At 40.0% G+C, this 17,593-nt stretch carries 12 protein-coding genes; 11 read left to right on the top strand and 1 reads right to left on the bottom strand.

Annotation, left to right across the window (positions count from 1 at the left end; genetic code table 11):
• Positions 1-161: 161 nt before the first annotated feature.
• The gene (locus JKG64_RS05080) at positions 162-740 is read right to left on the bottom strand and encodes a hypothetical protein (RefSeq protein ID WP_210353250.1); all 579 of its coding nucleotides are present in this window, start codon (positions 738-740) and stop codon (positions 162-164) included.
• A gap of 415 nt (positions 741-1,155) precedes the next feature.
• Here JKG64_RS05080 and JKG64_RS05075 point away from each other — a divergent pair, with 415 nt between their 5' ends.
• The 11 genes from JKG64_RS05075 (at position 1,156) to JKG64_RS05025 (ending at position 17,585) form a co-directional block, all read left to right on the top strand.
• Complete coding sequence (locus JKG64_RS05075; protein WP_210353249.1) at positions 1,156-1,320, top strand: hypothetical protein; 165 nt, start codon at positions 1,156-1,158, stop codon at positions 1,318-1,320.
• A gap of 67 nt (positions 1,321-1,387) precedes the next feature.
• A complete protein-coding gene (locus JKG64_RS05070) occupies positions 1,388-3,085 on the top strand; it encodes a tetratricopeptide repeat-containing sensor histidine kinase (RefSeq protein WP_210353248.1) in 1,698 nt (565 codons plus the stop codon).
• A 13-nt stretch (positions 3,086-3,098) separates the two neighbouring features.
• Entirely contained in the window at positions 3,099-3,764 is a 666-nt protein-coding gene (locus tag JKG64_RS05065) for a response regulator (RefSeq protein ID WP_210353247.1), read from the top strand.
• 757 nt (positions 3,765-4,521) lie between these two features.
• A complete protein-coding gene (locus JKG64_RS05060) occupies positions 4,522-5,598 on the top strand; it encodes an efflux RND transporter periplasmic adaptor subunit (protein ID WP_210353246.1) in 1,077 nt (358 codons plus the stop codon).
• Positions 5,599-5,620: 22 nt separating this feature from the next.
• On the top strand, positions 5,621-8,782 hold the full coding sequence (locus JKG64_RS05055) for an efflux RND transporter permease subunit (RefSeq protein WP_210353245.1): 3,162 nt from the start codon (positions 5,621-5,623) through the stop codon (positions 8,780-8,782).
• A gap of 31 nt (positions 8,783-8,813) precedes the next feature.
• On the top strand, positions 8,814-10,211 hold the full coding sequence (locus JKG64_RS05050; protein WP_246512479.1) for a TolC family protein: 1,398 nt from the start codon (positions 8,814-8,816) through the stop codon (positions 10,209-10,211).
• Between the two features lie 157 nt (positions 10,212-10,368).
• A complete protein-coding gene (locus JKG64_RS05045) occupies positions 10,369-10,836 on the top strand; it encodes a hypothetical protein (RefSeq protein ID WP_210353243.1) in 468 nt (155 codons plus the stop codon).
• Positions 10,837-11,097: 261 nt separating this feature from the next.
• Positions 11,098-12,108, top strand: coding sequence for a hypothetical protein (locus JKG64_RS05040; RefSeq protein ID WP_210353242.1), 1,011 nt, complete (start codon positions 11,098-11,100; stop codon positions 12,106-12,108).
• A gap of 102 nt (positions 12,109-12,210) precedes the next feature.
• On the top strand, positions 12,211-12,768 hold the full coding sequence (locus JKG64_RS05035) for an RNA polymerase sigma factor (protein WP_210353241.1): 558 nt from the start codon (positions 12,211-12,213) through the stop codon (positions 12,766-12,768).
• An 84-nt stretch (positions 12,769-12,852) separates the two neighbouring features.
• Positions 12,853-14,046: a FecR family protein gene (locus JKG64_RS05030; RefSeq protein WP_210353240.1), complete on the top strand. Its 1,194-nt coding sequence runs from the start codon at positions 12,853-12,855 to the stop codon at positions 14,044-14,046.
• A gap of 188 nt (positions 14,047-14,234) precedes the next feature.
• The gene (locus tag JKG64_RS05025) at positions 14,235-17,585 is read left to right on the top strand and encodes a TonB-dependent receptor (RefSeq protein WP_210353239.1); all 3,351 of its coding nucleotides are present in this window, start codon (positions 14,235-14,237) and stop codon (positions 17,583-17,585) included.
• Positions 17,586-17,593 lie beyond the last annotated feature (8 nt).

The raw sequence follows: 17,593 nt of genomic DNA, 5'->3' as shown, positions 1-17,593 counted from the left end.
GAGGTGGCTTTTTGGTTTTAAGGCATGATATGTCTAAGTATTTACTCTGAACGCCCAATAGCGTTCGGAATAGAGGAAGATAATTTTCGTTTCTATCACATCCTGTTTAGTTGCCGTTTAAAGTTTAGCTAGGCTATTTGATTAGATTTAAATCAGATAGCCTATTCTTTTGCTATAAATACTGCAGCTACAGTAGAGATTATTCCTAAGGACAGTAATAATTTGAGCCCATTTCGAATGGATGAAGATGAACTAGAAGATCGTGGCATAATCGGTCTCGAACTACTTTTACTTAGTCCGACAGTGTTTTTAAGAGAAGAATACTGTTCTTTTTTTCTTCGGTATTCGTCTGTTTCGTTTTCCGGGCCAACTGCTGTGAGATGCTCCTCTCTCCATTTACGGTATGGGCGCGGGGTAAAGTCTATGAGTATAGCCAATATCTTAACGATATCTTCGGAAGGATTACAGGTGTTGCCAAGGATATAATTTCTCAGTGGCCTAAACTTGTCCAGATCATACCTACGGATATGCGTTTCCAATTCGACATAATCTCCATTATACTTAAAAAAACGTACCAGGGTCTCTTGGTCATCTTGTGATAATCCTCTAGCGATTAGTAGCAGAAACAAGTTCCGTAAATCACCAGGTGAAGGCTTCTCCAATTCATCATAGGGTAGCGTTCTATTATTCTTCTTCGTAAGGTAAGCAGACCGAACTGCTTCTTTAAATAGCTCAAACATACAACAAAGTTAACCCCCTCCTGTATCGGAATTTACGGAAAACCGTAAGTGTCGACATTTTATGTAATGGCGCATTTGTGTGGAATTATCGGAAAATAGGCGGTGATATTGGAACTCTTTAGGAATGTTTGGAAATAGTGGAATTATTTGATTTTTAGGTGTTTATAGTGATTATGTTTGCATTGTAAATCGGAACAGACGATGAGTCATTACTAGTGTTGGCAGGCGTAGTTTAAGATTTTTAAAAAACATATAGTCCGGAAAGTATAAGCCGGTTTGGGAAGCAGTTTTTGTTTTCCGGACTATATGTTCACACTTCCCAAAAAATTCAGAAGGCCTTCTGAAGACAATCGTAGCAATCTCGTGCGTGGAGCACCTGACCTACCTGTTTTTAGACTTTTAAATTTTTTGACTCATGTGGCATTTAATTATCGCATTGTTTATGGCGAGTAGCTTATCCTTGCATTCAACCCCGAAAGCGGATAAGTCAATTGAAAATATTGTAGCGGATGGTAGTAAAGGTGGAGACAAAGGCGGGGGAAGACCTCCTATACCGAAACCGATAAAGGGAATTGTATAAAATATAAGGCGGCATTTGTCGCCTTATATTTTACTTTTTTTGTAGATTCAAGGCATAATTGTTTGCTTTGAGGATTACGGGTCTATTTTTGTTTCTTATTGTCTTGTTTTCATGTTCTGAAAAAGAAGCTAAGAAGGTTGATAAAACTGTTCTAGACTTTTCTCGGCAGTATGAACGCGCTTTTGCTTACCTAGATGATGAAAAGCCGGATAGTGCCTTTGCTGAGTTTGAAAATATAAAGAATATGGCTATCGATGCCAAGGATAGTCTTAATGCCGCAAACTGCCTAATCCAAATGGCTGTTACAGTTTGGGAAATAGGCGATTACTTAACCTCACAAGAATTGTCACTGGAAGCACATAACTATCTTGATACCAACAATGTTAACCATGCCGTATATTTGAGTTTTAATTATAATAACCTTGGTAACGTGACTGATGAGCTAAATGATCATCAAAGAGCGGTTTTATTTTATGATAGAGCTATTCATTATTCTCAGGATTCTTTGGATACCAAAGTTTTTTTAAACAATAAAGCGAAGACGTTGTCAAGCATGGGGGAAGAGAAGAAAGCGCTAAATATTTATAAATATATTTTGGCTGGGGAGAGTAAGGATGAGAAAGATTATGCAAGAGCATTGGCTAACTACGCAAGTCAACGTAATAGAACTGACGTAAATTATGACGCTCTCGCTGATTTGGAAAAAGCTTTAGCAATTCGTATTCGTCAAGAGGATAAATGGGGGATAAATTCCAGTTTAGCACATTTAGCGCACTATTATGAAAATCGTAATCCAGACTCAGCGCTATATTATGCCCAGAAGAGATACGATGTCGCGATAGGTCTCCAAAGTGTCGACGATAGACTTGACGCATTAAAACAACTGATTTCCTTTAGCCCAGCAGTCAAATCCAAAGCTTATTTTGATGATTATAGAGAGCTATCAGACAGTATACAGCTGGTGCGTGCTAAAGCAAAAAATCAGTTTGCTTTAATTCGATATGAGGTGGAGAAGAATAAAGCAGACAATCTAAAACTTCAGAATGAAGTCAATGATAAAAAGTATAGAATCAATATGCAGCATATCTTAACTTGGGCAATTGTTGCTGTTTTTACTTTGATCACCGTTTTTAGCTTGTTTTGGTATAAACGGCGTAAACAACGGCTTCTTCTCGAAACGAATAATAGAATAAAAGCAAGCCAACTCAAAACTTCAAGAAAGGTACATGATGTCGTAGCTAATGGATTGTACCGCGTAATGACCGAAATTGAAAATAGAGAAGACATCGATAGAGAGGGTATATTAGATCGTTTAGAAAGCATGTATGAAAAGTCCAGGGATATCTCCTATGAGGTTCAAGAAAATTCTTCTTCTGAAAAGCAACCGTTTAATGAATCTTTGGGAGAGCTGCTCCGTTCTTATGTTACTGAAAATCGACAAGTGATTATGGCAGGGAATGAGGCCAAATTATGGAATTCTATTTCAGAAATCGTCAAGAGCGAGGTGGAGCATGTCCTACAAGAGTTAATGGTGAATATGCGTAAACATAGTCAGGCCGATCGGGTGGTTGTACGTTTCGAACGGTTGGAAAACTGGTTGAATATTTATTACAATGATAATGGTATTGGTCTGCCTCATAATTTTGTAAAAGGAAATGGTTTGAATAGTACGGGAAACCGTATGGAAAATATAAATGGTGATATTAAATTTGTCAGTGAGATAGGCAAGGGGTTGAAAGTGCATATTTCGATTCCTATCCTATGAAAAAATGAAGACTATGTTTAAGAAAGTACTTATTGCAGAAGACCACGAAATAGCAAATATTTCTGTTCAGAAAACACTTCAGGAGGTTGGGATAATAGACACAAAATATGTCTATTATTGCGACGATGCATTGAGTTGGGTGCGGAATGCTCTACGTGATGATGAACCTTATGATTTATTGATTACTGATTTATCATTTGAAGATGATTACAATCAGCAACACATCTCTGGCGGGATGGAGCTAATCAAAGCGGTAAGAGCAGTTCAGCCTAATCTTAAAATCATTGTTTTCTCTGCAGAGAACCGTAGCGGAGTCATCGAAGAATTATTTAATAAATATGGGATAGAGGGATATGTGCGCAAAGCAAGACGGGACGCGCAGCATTTAAAAGAAGCATTATATACCCTATTTGATAATCGTAAGTATCAATCTCCTGATATAAAGCAAGCTATACGTACTCGTAATTCTCATGATTTCAGTGCTTTAGATGTTAATATTCTCTCCTTATTAGCAGACGGGGTATTGCAGAAGAATATACCTCATTATTTACAGGAGCGCGATATACGGCCTTCTGGACTGAGCAGCATTGAAAAGCGTCTGGGCTTAATGAAAGATTTACTCGGCTTTTCTAAGAATGAGCAATTGGTTGCCTATTGTAAAGATATCGGTTTGATTTAATTCGTTTTAAGATTTCAAATCTTAAAACGAAAAGTCCCTTTTAGTTAAAAAACGTTAAATGCATTTAGAATTTCATACCTAAATGTAAATTTGAGCGAAAATGAAAAGGGATTTTTGGATAGCGTTTATGATATTGTGGACATTGTGTTGCCCACTATTATACTTGTCATCTAACACTGCTGTAAGCACCTTTTCAATATCAAATCTACATACAAGCTCACCCCGCTTTAAACCATTTAAAGTTTTTCGGATAGGCCAAGAACAAGAATCCCCCTTTAGTCAAAACTCTATTGTAGAAAGCTTATCAGAAGGGGATCTGTTCTCTGTCGTTCAAAGGTATTTCTCCTCTCCACATTTCTTCTTTATGTTGGTGTATGGAGGATTGCTGATACAGTTTTTCTTTTTCTTCAAACGAAGGTTGCCCTTTTGTTATTACCTGGCTCCCAAAGCTCAGGAACAATATTTGGTACAGCGTGTACTATTGATTTAGCCACTCTATGCGCTTCTAAATCCGTTTTTAGTTAAGGCGGTTTTCTTATTTCTTCCGATTTCTTTTGAACATTCAAACATTTGTTAGCTGTCGGCTAATACAGGATTTGTAATCGGAAAGATCTTCACAATCACTATTTGACAACTTTATTGGGGGATATACCTCATGTAATACAGTAAACTGAATGGAGGGCCTAAGTCTACAATCTGTACTAACAGGTTGAGATCTAATGCTCGTCAGTAAGTTTAACTACTAATGTTTATTTTAATGAAAACCAATCTATTTATCGTGGCTAGTGCGATTCTCTACATATCCTGTACTAGCAAGGGGCACGAGCATTCCGTAGCGGAAAAATTCACGGTGACTTCACCTTTAAGAACAGATACTTGCCTCGTTAGAGAGTATGTATCCCAGATACGTTCGCTTAAGAATATTGAAATCAGGGCTCAGGAGAAAGGCTATCTACAGCAGATTTACGTAGATGAGGGACAGCATGTGGCCCAAGGACAGTTGCTGTTTAAGATAATGCCTACCTTATACCAGGCAGAGTATGAAAAGGCAAAAGCAGAAGTGGATATGGCCGCTATTGAACTCCAAAATGCGGAAACCTTGGCCAGCAAAAATATTGTAGCTAATAATGAAGTCAAAATGGCGAAGGCCAAATATGAACAGGCGAAAGCAGAAATGTCCATCGCCAAGGCTCATCTTTCCTTTACCGAGATACGTGCGCCATTCGGCGGAACAATAAACAGAATTCCTTTACGTCTGGGAAGTCTTATTGATGAAGGCGCCTTATTGACCAGTCTTTCTGATAATAGTAATATGCAGGTTTATTTTAATGTATCTGAGCGCGAGTATTTGGACTATAAAAATGATAAAGACCATAAGGCAGAGAATAACCTGAATCTTCTTTTGGCAAATAACACTGTTCTGCCTTATAAGGGTTCTGTAGAATTGATTGAAAGTGAATTTGATAATGAAACCGGAAATATTGCTTTCCGAGCACGTTTCCCGAATCCCGAGGGCTTACTTAAAAACGGACAAACCGGAAAGGTACAGATGAAGGTACCAGTTACACAGGCGCTGTTGATCCCTCAGAAAGCGACTTATGAACTGCAAGACAGAACATATGTGTTTGTTGTGGATAAGAAAGGAGAAGTGCACGCCCGTCGGATCATGTTATCAGGGGCATTACCGGATATATACATCGTGTCCGATGGACTGCGTGCCGAAGATGTAATCCTGCTGGAAGGGGTACAGAAAGTGAATGAAGGGGATAAAGTAATTGGCGAGTTTCAAGCGCCACGTAAGGTCTTGTCTAATCTACGCTTACAAGCGGAATAGACTTTTTAAATAACGATATCAAATGTTTAATAAATTTATACACAGGCCTGTATTGGCGATAGTTATTTCGTTGGTAATTCTATTTCTAGGTGTTATTGCCATCTTTTCATTGCCAGTCACACAATTTCCTTCTATATCGCCTCCAAAAGTGAATATCACGGCCGAATATCCTGGAGCCAATGGGGAATTGATGATCAAATCTGTTATTATTCCACTAGAAAGAGCGTTAAATGGCGTGCCAGGAATGAAGTACATCGCTTCTGATGCGGGTAATGATGGGGAGGCTTCTATACAGGTGGTTTTTAATCTAGGTACAGATCCGAATCAGGCTTCACTCAATGTACAGAACCGCGTAGCGTCGGTGGTGAACAAACTGCCACCTATTGTCGTAAGGGAAGGGGTAAAGGTGACACGCGAAGAGTCTAATATGTTGATGTATATCAATATGTATTCGGAAGATAGTACGCTAGATGGAAACTTTTTGTTTAACTATACAGATTTAAATGTACTGTCCGAATTGAAGCGTGTAGATGGAGTGGGGACAGCTAATATTTTGGGTAATCGCGAGTATGCCATGCGTATTTGGCTGAAGCCGGATCGTATGTTGGCGTATAAGATTTCGGCTGAAGATATTATGAAAGCGTTGTCAGAGCAGAGTTTAGAAGCGTCTCCTGGTAAAACAGGTGAAGCTTCTGGAAAACGTTCGCAGGCTTTTCAATACGTATTAAAGTATTCGGGTAGATATACGAATGAAGAGGGCTACGCAAATATTGTGGTTCGTGCTAATCCCAATGGTGAATTGCTGAGATTAAAAGATGTTGCTGATATAGAATTTGGAAGTGCACTGTATGATTTGTATTCGACCTTAAACAATAAACCATCCGCCGCTATTACCTTAAAGCAGTCTTATGGCAGTAATGCCTCCCAGGTTATTAAGGATGTAAAAGCAAGAATGAAAGAGTTGGAGCCTAGTTTTCCAAAAGGATTGAGATATGAAATCAGTTATGATGTGTCGAAATTCCTTGATGCTTCAATGGAGAAGGTTGTACATACATTAGTAGAAGCATTTATATTGGTCGGTATTGTAGTATTTCTCTTTTTGGGAGACTGGCGTTCGACTTTGGTTCCGACCTTAGCGGTGCCCGTATCTTTGATTGGGACATTTATGTTTATGCAATTGTTCGGCATAACGATCAATCTGATTACTTTATTTGCGCTCGTATTGGCGATTGGAATTGTTGTGGATGATGCCATTGTTGTTGTTGAAGCAGTACATGCCAAGATGGAAACAGAGCATCTTTCGCCCCTGAAAGCGACGATGAAAGCAATACATGAGATAGCGGGGGCAATTATCGCCATTACGTTTTTGATGGCGTCGGTATTTATTCCAGTGGCTTTTATGTCCGGACCGGTAGGAGTATTCTATCGACAGTTTTCCATCACGATGGCAACCTCGATTATCCTTTCCGGAATTGTAGCGTTGACATTGACGCCTGCACTGTGTGCCATCTTGTTGAAGAACCAGCATGGTAAGAAAAAACTATCGCTTTTGGATCGGTTTATCCTTGCTTTTAATCGCTTCTTTGAAAAGCAGTTGGGATTATATCAATCTGTTCTTTCTAAGGTGGTCAATAAGCGGGCTTTGACATTTTTGATTATTGTCATCTTTAGTATAGGCGCTTATTTTATGAACAATAGTCTGCCAGGTGGTTTTATCCCAAATGAGGATCAGGGAATGATATATGCCATCATACAGACTCCTGCTGGGGCATCTCTAGAACGGACAAATGAAGCGGCGAATAGACTACAAAAGCTAGCAACTCATGTCGATGGTGTAGCTTCGGTATCTTCTATTGCTGGTTATGAGATTCTTACGGAGGGTACTTCGGCCAATACGGGTACTTGTCTTATCAATCTGAAAGATTGGAACGAACGGAAGCATAATGCACAGGAAATCATTGAAGAACTGGAAGAGATGGCTAAGGATATTCCCGGAGCGCAGATCGAGTTTTTCCAACCACCTGCTGTACCAGGATATGGAGCGGCTGGTGGTTTTGAGTTGCGTCTATTGGATAAGCAAGGTAGTGGTGACTTCCAGAAAATGGAACAGGTGAGCCGGGAGTTTGTCGCTGAGCTGAACAAACGACCTGAATTGTCTTCCGTATTTACATTTTACAGTGCGAGTTTTCCACAGTACATGCTTAATATTGACAATGATGTAGCACAGCAAAAGGGCGTGACGATTGAAAATGCCATGAATACGCTATCTACACTGATTGGTAGTAACTACGAGACAAATTTTATCAAATTTGGTCGTCAATATAAGGTTATGGTGCAGGCATTACCTGAGTATAGAGCGCTTCCGCAGGACATATTGAAGCTATATGTTAAGAACGATAAGGATGAAATGGTACCTTTCTCTGCCTTTATGCATATGGATAAGGTGTATGGACTTTCTGAAATTACGCGTCACAATATGTTTAATGCCTCTGAGATAAGTGGTTCGTCTGCTCCGGGATACAGTAGTGGTGAAGCTATAAAGGCGGTGACAGAAGTGGCTGCAAAGACACTACCTAGGGGATATGGTATCGATTGGGCCGGTATTTCTAAAGATGAAGTGGGAAGGGGTAATCAGGATATCTATATTTTTCTAATCTGTCTGGGCTTTGTCTATTTGGTGCTGGCTGCGCAATACGAGAGTTTTATACTGCCACTTACCGTTATTCTATCGCTTCCTGTCGGTATCTTCGGTGCCTTTTTTCTGCTAAAGGTCTTTGGGCTGGAAAATAATATCTATGCACAGATTGCGCTGGTGATGCTCATTGGTCTATTGGGTAAGAATGCGGTATTGATTGTGGAGTTTGCCGTGCAGGAGAGAAGGAATGGGATGCCAATTTTACAGGCAGCTATGCAAGGGGCTAAAGTTCGCTTTAGACCAATCCTGATGACTTCCTTTGCCTTTATCGCAGGGTTAATTCCATTAGTATTTGCTTCAGGCCCTGGAGCACTGGGTAACCGTACTATAGGTACAGCTGCTGCCGGAGGGATGCTGTTTGGTACTATTATAGGGATATTACTGATACCGGGCTTGTATTATATCTTCGCGAAGATATCGGACGGTAAGCAATTGATAAAAGATGAAGAAGATAATCCATTAACCGAAGAGATCGATCACAATGTATAAAAAAGTATATTTCAGATGCCTAGTTTTTTCGATGCTAGGATTGTCTATAGCAGGCTGTAAAGTGCCTGCTATTAAAGAGCACAAACCTCAACTAGACCTTCCTCAGGTGTATCAGAGTACAAAAGAGGATAGTACTTCTTGGGCTAGTATCCCTTGGAAGCGTTTCTTTAATGATAAGGACTTACAGCTGTTGATTGATACGGCCTTATCAAGGAATAAAGAGTTGAATATCGTGTTGCAGGAAATTGAGATAGCAAAGAGCGATGTTGCAATGCGTAAGAGCAATCTATATCCAAAAGGGGGATTGAAGGTAGGAACAGGAGTAGAAAAAGTAGGGCGCTACACGAGTCAGGGAGCCGGAGACGCATCCACTGAGATAGAACCTGGTCGCCATATGCCGGACCCGTTAGGAGATTTTGGATTGGTGGCTTCTGCCCACTGGGAGGTTGATATCTGGGGTAAATTACATCAGGCACAAGGGGCCGCACAAAACCGGTATTTGGCTACAGTGGAGGGGAAGAATTTTGTACTGAGTAATCTCATTGGTGAGATTGCATCGTCCTACTATGAGTTGATAAGTTTGGACAATCAGATAGAGCTGGTCAATAGTAATATTACGTTGCAACAACAGGCGCTGGAGGTAGTTATAGCACAACGGGCTGTAGGGCGTGTCAATGAGCTGGCTGTACAGAAATTTAAGGCGGAGTTATTGAAAACGCAGGGCCTGGCGTATAAACTTAAACAGCGGTCTGTGGAGACGGAAAACCGGATTAACTTTTTGTTGGGAAGGTATTCACAGCCCATTGCGAGAAATCATGATGCATTGGCGGAGACACTTCCTTCTGAGTTGAAAGTAGGTATTCCTTCACAGATCCTTCATAATAGACCTGATGTGAAGCAGGCTGAGTTGGAATTGCAGGCAGCGGAACTGGATGTTAAGGTTGCTCGAGCTGAATTTTACCCGTCGCTGGATATCTCTGCCGCAGTGGGGTTACAGGCTTTTAAACCTTCTTACCTAATCAAGGCGCCGGAGTCCATGCTATACTCCTTGGCTGGAGATCTATTTGCCCCCTTAATAAATCGTGGTGCTATACAGGCGGAGTTTAAGTCAGCAACAGCTCGACAATTACAGGCTTTATATAATTATGAGCAAGTCGTTCTGAATGCTTACCTAGAAGTCGCGAATCAACTGGCTGGTGTTTCGAATTTACAACAGGAGATGGAGAAGCAACAACAACAGGTCGATGTATTAAGTAGTGCAATCGATATTTCGAAAGAATTGTTTGCTGGCAATAGAGCTGAGTATCTCGAAGTATTGACTACGCAACGCGACGTACTGGATGCTAAATTAGAGGCTCTGGAGCTCAAAAAGTCACAGTTTTTAGCATTGATAAATATTTACAAAGCTGTTGGTGGAGGATGGAGATAGCTGTGAAAGTGGGGTGGAGATAAAATAAAATTATGGTTTTACGGTTTCCCGTAAAATAGATTTAATCTACTTTCTACTTTTGCCTCGTAAGCTTACTATGTGATGTGCTTGCGCATCGCATAGTTCTTAGTTTTACACACAAACACAGCAGAGTACCATGAGCATATTCTTTGATTCAAATATTACATTCCTTTTGAGAGAGGAAGCTATTACCAATTCCATCATAGAGACAAAGAAAAAATGCGACCTGTTGACACATAAAACCGGGAGCTTCGGTGACCTAGAGCGAGCGATTTATTTGTGTCAACAGGAGCATGGTACTATTTATCATGCGCAGGATTGTTCAGTTCCTCTGCTTTTGGCATATTATCTTACTTTACGTCGTTTATTTCCGGAGTCTACAACCTTTGCCCAAGTGGGGTTTGAGCAGCTGGGGATACTGGATATTAATACAATAAAAGTTGGTGAGGTCTCTAATTCGCGACTTTTTGATACGATTTCAGGATACATAACTTATCTTGATGAATTACTCAGTGATCCTAAAAGTTGGGAGAAAAAAAGACAAGAAGTGCTTAGCCTATGCGAACAATTACGCTTTCACATCTCTGTGAAGAGTGGATCTTAATGCCTTTTAATAGTAGACAATATGGAATTACAAAAACTTTATTTGTTAGTTTTCATATTAAATATTAATTTAGTTTTCAATAGACATTAAGTAATCAAATTAAACCTTTGTAAAATCACATCTTTAAGTTAGAAGCAAGTTGCCAAAGTTTTAAAAATTCATATTAACTTAACTTACGCTTCGATAAAAAAGGATAATTTTGTGTTTTTACTAATTTCTGACTACTGGGGCGGTCCACTCGACAGAAAATTAGCGAAAAATATGAAATCAATTACTTTAAAAAAACCTGAAGTAAAACATATAGGCTTTGCGCCATTGTGTTTTCTTATCGGTATGACATGCGCATTTTCGTCCTGCAATAAGGAAGAAGGAAAGGGAATGCTGATAGATGGAATAATGGTATCCGAAACAGAGACTTTCGAAGAGAAAGCAGGACAGTTGATTTGGAAGGCCGAAGGGGGATTTGACACCTTATATGTAGCGAGTAACAGCGCTTTGCAACTTTCTTTTGAAACCAATGAAACCAATAACTGGGTAAAGGTGGAAAAGGTGGAAGCTATAGCAGGTACAAACAAATCTCGTGTTATCTTGGACGTGTCGCCTATGGAAAAAAGCTATAAAAAACGTGTTGGTGTACTCAATATAAATAATGCAGATGCCTATTCAGGAGTATTTATTCGATTGAACCAAGGTTATAATACGCGTATTGAGGAAAGCTTTGCCTGGTTAAAATTTGGTTCAGGCTCACCGCTAGATTTGAGTAAAGCTGTCTCTATGGGACAATGGAGTACAGCTCAGAAGCAGGTCGGTTGGACGAGTTCAAATACGACATCTGCTTTGGGGATGAACGGTTATCTGCTGTTGGGGACGGTCGACCAAGGTGGTAGTTTATATTCTCCGATATTTCCGGGCTTAGAGAAAGATAGCTTGTTATTACTGACCTTTGATGCTGTCGGATATGTTTCTAAAGAAGGTATTAAAGACAGAGCTAAGCTTACAGTAAAGTTGAATGGAGGGGAGTTTGAGGATGGTAAAACCAGTAAGATGGTCACTTTGACTCATTATGATTATGAATCTGCGCTATTATTGAGTAATATGTGGGAAAGCGGTCGGTTTTCCTTCGTAGTAAAAAAGCCGAGCCTTATGCCAGCAGCATCGACAATACAATTACAGTTTCAGACGGGAGACCATCAAGAGGATCCTGCCAATAGGGTTTTTATTGATAATATCAACTTGTATATTACGGACCAATATAAAGCAATCAAGAAGTAATAGCGAAACAATTTGTTAATCATTAAATAACTTGAAAGATATACAAAATCATTTAGTTTGTGCAGCCATTGGGGCATCTGATGTCACATTATAGTGTAAGTAATGAACGGTATTTTAGACGGTGTTGAGTTTGATCAATTTATATTAGGAGATGCTAAGGCTTTTCAAAAAGCTTTTGACTTCTATTTTCCGATTATCTTCCGTTATGCCTTAAGCAAGGGGACGGAAAAGGAGGATGCGGAAGATATTGCTCAGGAAGCATTTACTCTCTTGTTTTTGCACCGTGATAAAGTCCGGACTTCGAGTGATCTTTATCCCTATTTATACATTATTACTAAGAGACTGTGTATATCCTTTTTTAGAAAGAAAATAAGCGGAACGAAGACTGTTCAGGAGGCATCCTTTGAATGGTCTTCGATTTCGCTACATTTAGAGCAGAAGATTAATTTTGCGGAACTAAATTGTATTCTCCAACAAATTATTGCGACGTTGCCACCCCAGCAACAGGAAATATACCGTCGGTTCAAGTTGGAAGATGAGCCTCAGCAAGATATCGCTGAAAGTATGGGAATCTCACGCCATACTGTCAAAAATCATTTGCAGGTTGCAACAAAACTAGTGCGCCTCAAACTGCAGAAAATCTATTTTTTCCTATTTTAGGTATTATAAACTTTTTAAAAAAAATACATTTAGGACTAGTACATTTCTTTTTGACTTTCGTTTATAGGTATAAATTGACAACGATTGGACAAGAAAGAATTACATACATTACTAAAGCAATATCGTGCTGGAACGCTGGATATTGAAAACCTCTCCAGATTACGTCACTTTCTGGACACAGAAGAAGGACGACGTATGTTGTATGAAACATGGGATGATGAATTTGAACCGTCACATTATGTAGAGGATGACTTGATTCAATCGCGTGTTTTTCAAAGGATAACAGATGACCAACGTATTAAGCCGATACTTTATCCGAATAAATCCTTTTTTAGAAATAGCTGGTATAAGATAGCTGTGGCAGCAGCATTTCTCCTATTCGGTGTGGTAGGGGCGCTTTGGTGGTATACTAACGATACTGAAATGGAACCCCGTTTGTCTATGCAACCTACTGATACAATTCTACCAGGGAGTAACAAAGCACGGATTCAATTTGAAGATGGTAGCTTTATCGAGTTAGACCAAATTATCACCGATACCGTTTTGGCGGATAAAGGCTTGCATATCTTCAAACGTGCTGACGGAAGCATAAGCTATGCCTATGATGACAACGGCGCCACTCGGAAAGAACTGTATAATACTATTGTAACTCCTAGAGGGGGAGAATACAGCTTGACACTTCCTGATGGCTCTAAAGTTTGGTTAAATGCCGCATCCAAACTTAAGTATCCGTTGAAATTTGCAAAAGATAGTAGGAGTGTGGAGCTAGAAGGAGAAGCCTACTTTGAAGTGGTTAAGCAAAAAAGTGACCATACTGCTGTGCCTTTCTATGTATCGAGTGGCACGCAGAAAATAGAGGTTTTAGGAACTCAATTTAATGTCAATACACACGGCTCTACGTATAAAACTACACTGATAGAAGGTAGTATAGCTATGCATTATGCGGGGGTTGCTAAAGCGAGTGTTCTTACTCCATCGCAGCAAGCTCTTCATTCTGTAGCTACGGGTGCAAACACCGTGCAGGAGGTAGATCCTAATTACAGTATTGCTTGGCGTTCGGGAAAGTTTGCTTTCGACAACGTATCTATCTATGAGGTAATGGATGAGATCGCACGATGGTATGACGTGGAGGTGAATTTTGAGGGTGATCTGTCTCAAGTTCGATACTCAGGGAGTATATCAAGATTTGAAAAATTTGAACAATTGTTACAATTAATAGAGTGGACCGACCTAGTAACATTTAAAGTGCATGGAAGGAGGATAACTGTCATGAAATAATGCTACGCAAGCCTTAGCATATAAAAAAGCAGGAACGTTGGAGCCGTCCCTGCGAGATATGCCAAAAGGCATTTTTTGGATTGAAACTGAATGTATTATTACTCTCAACCTATTAACAAATGTATGAAAAAAAAAGGTTAGGGGCATGCTATGCCTTTAACTTACCTAAATTGAAAATTCCATTGTATATGAAATTGACATGGATTCTGATTTTAGTAGCCTCCATGCACCTTAGTGCGAGTACCTTTGGGCAGAAAATTACGCTGAAAGGGAAGAATGTTCGCTTGGCCACTCTATTGAAAGATTTTGAAAAACGTAGTGGGTACACTGTATTCTATGCGCAGGGAATCTTACCTAATCGTACGATTGCCAATGTTGAATTGGTGAATATGGAAGCGCTAGATGTGTTGCGGCAATTACTGAGACCTTATGAGTTGGATTTTAAGCGTAAAGAACGGAGTATAGTGCTATTGCCAAAGCATGAGCAGGATGAGAAAAACAACGTAAGTGCAATTGCGACTGCGATTCAACGACAGATTCTAAAAGGTGTGACTAAGTTGAGTACTGGAGCGGTATTGGCCAATGTGACTGTACGCGATAAATCTACCGGTAAAATAACCCGTACAGATGAATCAGGTACATTTAGTCTAGAAGTGACCCTTCCCACGGTATTGGAGTTTTCTCTTTTGGGCTTTGATAAAAAAGAGATCAACGTAAATAGCATTGCAGAACTTCAAGTGGTGTTGACGGAAAAAGTCACGGATATGGAAGAAGCTGTTGTCATTGGCTATGGACAGGTTAAGAAAAAAGATTTAACGGGCTCTGTTGTTAATATCAAAATGGAAGATGTTAAAGATGCTCCTGTACTTTCTGTCGATCTGGCGTTACAGGGACGTGTTCCTGGGGCGGAATTTACAGCAACTACAGGGGAACCAGGTGCAACGACTTCAATCCGTATACGCGGTACCCGATCTATAACGGCTAGTAATGAGCCTCTTATTGTTGTTGATGGAGTGATGGATGCGGTGAGTAGCCTGACGGATATCAATACTTCCGATATTGAATCTATATCTGTGCTAAAAGATGCTTCTGCTACGGCAATATATGGTACGCGCGGTAGTAATGGTGTTATTATTGTCACGACTAAACAAGGGAAGTCTGGAAAGGACAATATCACCTTGCGAAGTACTGTCGGCCTTTCTCAATTGCCTAGAAAGTTAGATATCATGAATGCCTCGCAATATGCGCAGTATCGTAATGACTATGCTTTGTTTACATCGGCTGATCCTTACGGCGATATTACAATCAATTCTCCTATGTCGGCCTATCCTTATCCTGACCCTTATTCACTAGGGAAAGGTACCGATTGGGTGGATGAAATAACACGTATAGCTCCCTATCACACCCACAATCTTTCTCTATCTGGTGGAAGAAATAAAAGTAGTTACTACGCTTCCATTGCTTATGATAATACGCAAGGTATTATCCAGGAGAGTGGCCTGGGACGTTTTACAGGACGATTGAATCTCGATTATCAGCTTTTTCCATGGATGAAAGTAGGATTGAAATATAGTTATACCAAGCGAGATGAAAATAAAAATCTGGTAACTATAGGGGGAACGAATTGGTGGAGTGGTGCTATTTATTTGAATCCGATGATCAAGGTTTATGATAATTTCAATGATCTGTGGTATTCTGGACAAAAGTTTAATTCGCCCCGGTCAATTCTGGATGCTGATGTGATAAACAATATTAAGCATGATGGTATCACCAATACGGGATATGTTGAAATTGAGCCTATTAAGAATTTAAAGTTGAATTCGCAGTTGACTTATTATTCCTATGGACGTCACAGCTTCCAATATGAACCGGGAAGTCTACCTGCTAAGGCCGATAATGAGGGGGGGATGGCGTATAGAGGCGAGTATACACAGAACAATCTGATGAGTCAAACGACTTTAAACTACCTGAAAAAATGGGATGATATTCACCATTTTGATTTTACAGTTGGTTTTGTTGGTCAGAAGATTACGGATGATAACCTCACGCTACGTGGAGAGGGGTATCAATCCGATGCCATTCTTTGGAATAATATGAATGCGATTCCAGATAAGGAAAATTATGTCGGTGGATCGGGGAATACAAGTAAGACTTCGATGTCCTATTTAGCACGGGCCAATTACAATTATAAGAGCAAATACTACCTCACGGTAACAGGACGTAGGGATGGAGCATCCAACTTCGCAAAGAATGAAAAATGGGCGTTCTTTCCTTCAGCAGCATTAAAATGGACCGTAAGCAATGAGGATTTTCTAAAAGATTCAAAATGGATCAATGATCTTTCAATACGTACGAGTGCTGGACGTACTGGGAATGATGGTATCTCTTCTTATCGGTCTTTGGCCGCTCTTTCCTCATCCACCAGTGGTTACCTCTTTAACGGGTCCCAGCCTGTCGCATTTTACCCATCACGCCTAGCATCGGAAGAGTTGTCTTGGGAAAAAACTGATATGTACAATGTGGCTACAGATATTGCACTATTCAACAATAGGGTGAACATGACATTCGAGGCTTATCTGTCTTACACCAAAGACCTATTGCTTGATGTGCAGACCCCGAGACACACCGGATATGCTACTCGGTTTGCAAATATCGGAAAAACCTCTAATAGAGGACTCGAGTTTAGCATAGAAACACGAAATATACAAAAAGATAAGTTCTCATGGTCGAGTACATTTTCTATCTCGCATAATAAGCAGAAGGTAGATGATATCGGTCATTATGGTTATGTAAGTGCGTATTCGGCATCTGGTAATAACAGTTACATGATGTATGGTTATGTGAAAGATTACCCATTGAACGCCTTGTGGGGATTCCAGTACGCAGGTACATGGAAGTCGCAGGAAGAAATTGATAGAAATAAAATCACAAAATCTTATGTATCTGCTTCAGCGCAGCAGTACCGCTTAGGGTCAGCCCGGTATATCGATTCTAATCACGACGGTGTATTTAATGAAAATGACCTGATCTATCTTGGCAATGCGGATCCACTGGTGCACGGAGGTTTACAAAATAATTTTAGATACGATAAGTGGACACTTGGAGTCTTTCTAAATTATTCGTTAGGAGGCAAGATCTATAATATCTCAGAGCAATGGATGGGAAATGGGAGCAATTTTGCCAATCAGTATACCTATATGTTAGATAGCTGGCACCCTGTTCGTAACCCAAATTCAGACTTGCCTCGGGCGGGTTCGGTCGATAATATCGCTTCAAGCCGTATGGTGTATGATGCTAGTTTTTTGAGACTTAAAAGTGTATCGATAGGGTATACATGGGACCTGGGTAAACTGACCAAAAACAAATTAAGAGATGTACAGTTTGGGTTGGCAGGAGAGAATCTATTTGTTTGGAAAAAATACAATGGATTCGATCCGGACGTCTCTTCATCAAGTAGTACTTCAACACTAAGAAGGGTTGATATTGGGGCTTATCCAAAGCCTAGAACTATCGTGGGCAGTATTCAAATAAGGTATTAAATCAAAAA

Source organism: Sphingobacterium tabacisoli (assembly GCF_017908035.1).
In the GTDB taxonomy this organism is placed as follows: Bacteria; Bacteroidota; Bacteroidia; order Sphingobacteriales; family Sphingobacteriaceae; genus Sphingobacterium; species Sphingobacterium tabacisoli.
The sequence above is the reverse complement of the archived record's forward strand: the minus strand, read 5'-3'. Positions and strand labels throughout refer to the sequence as shown.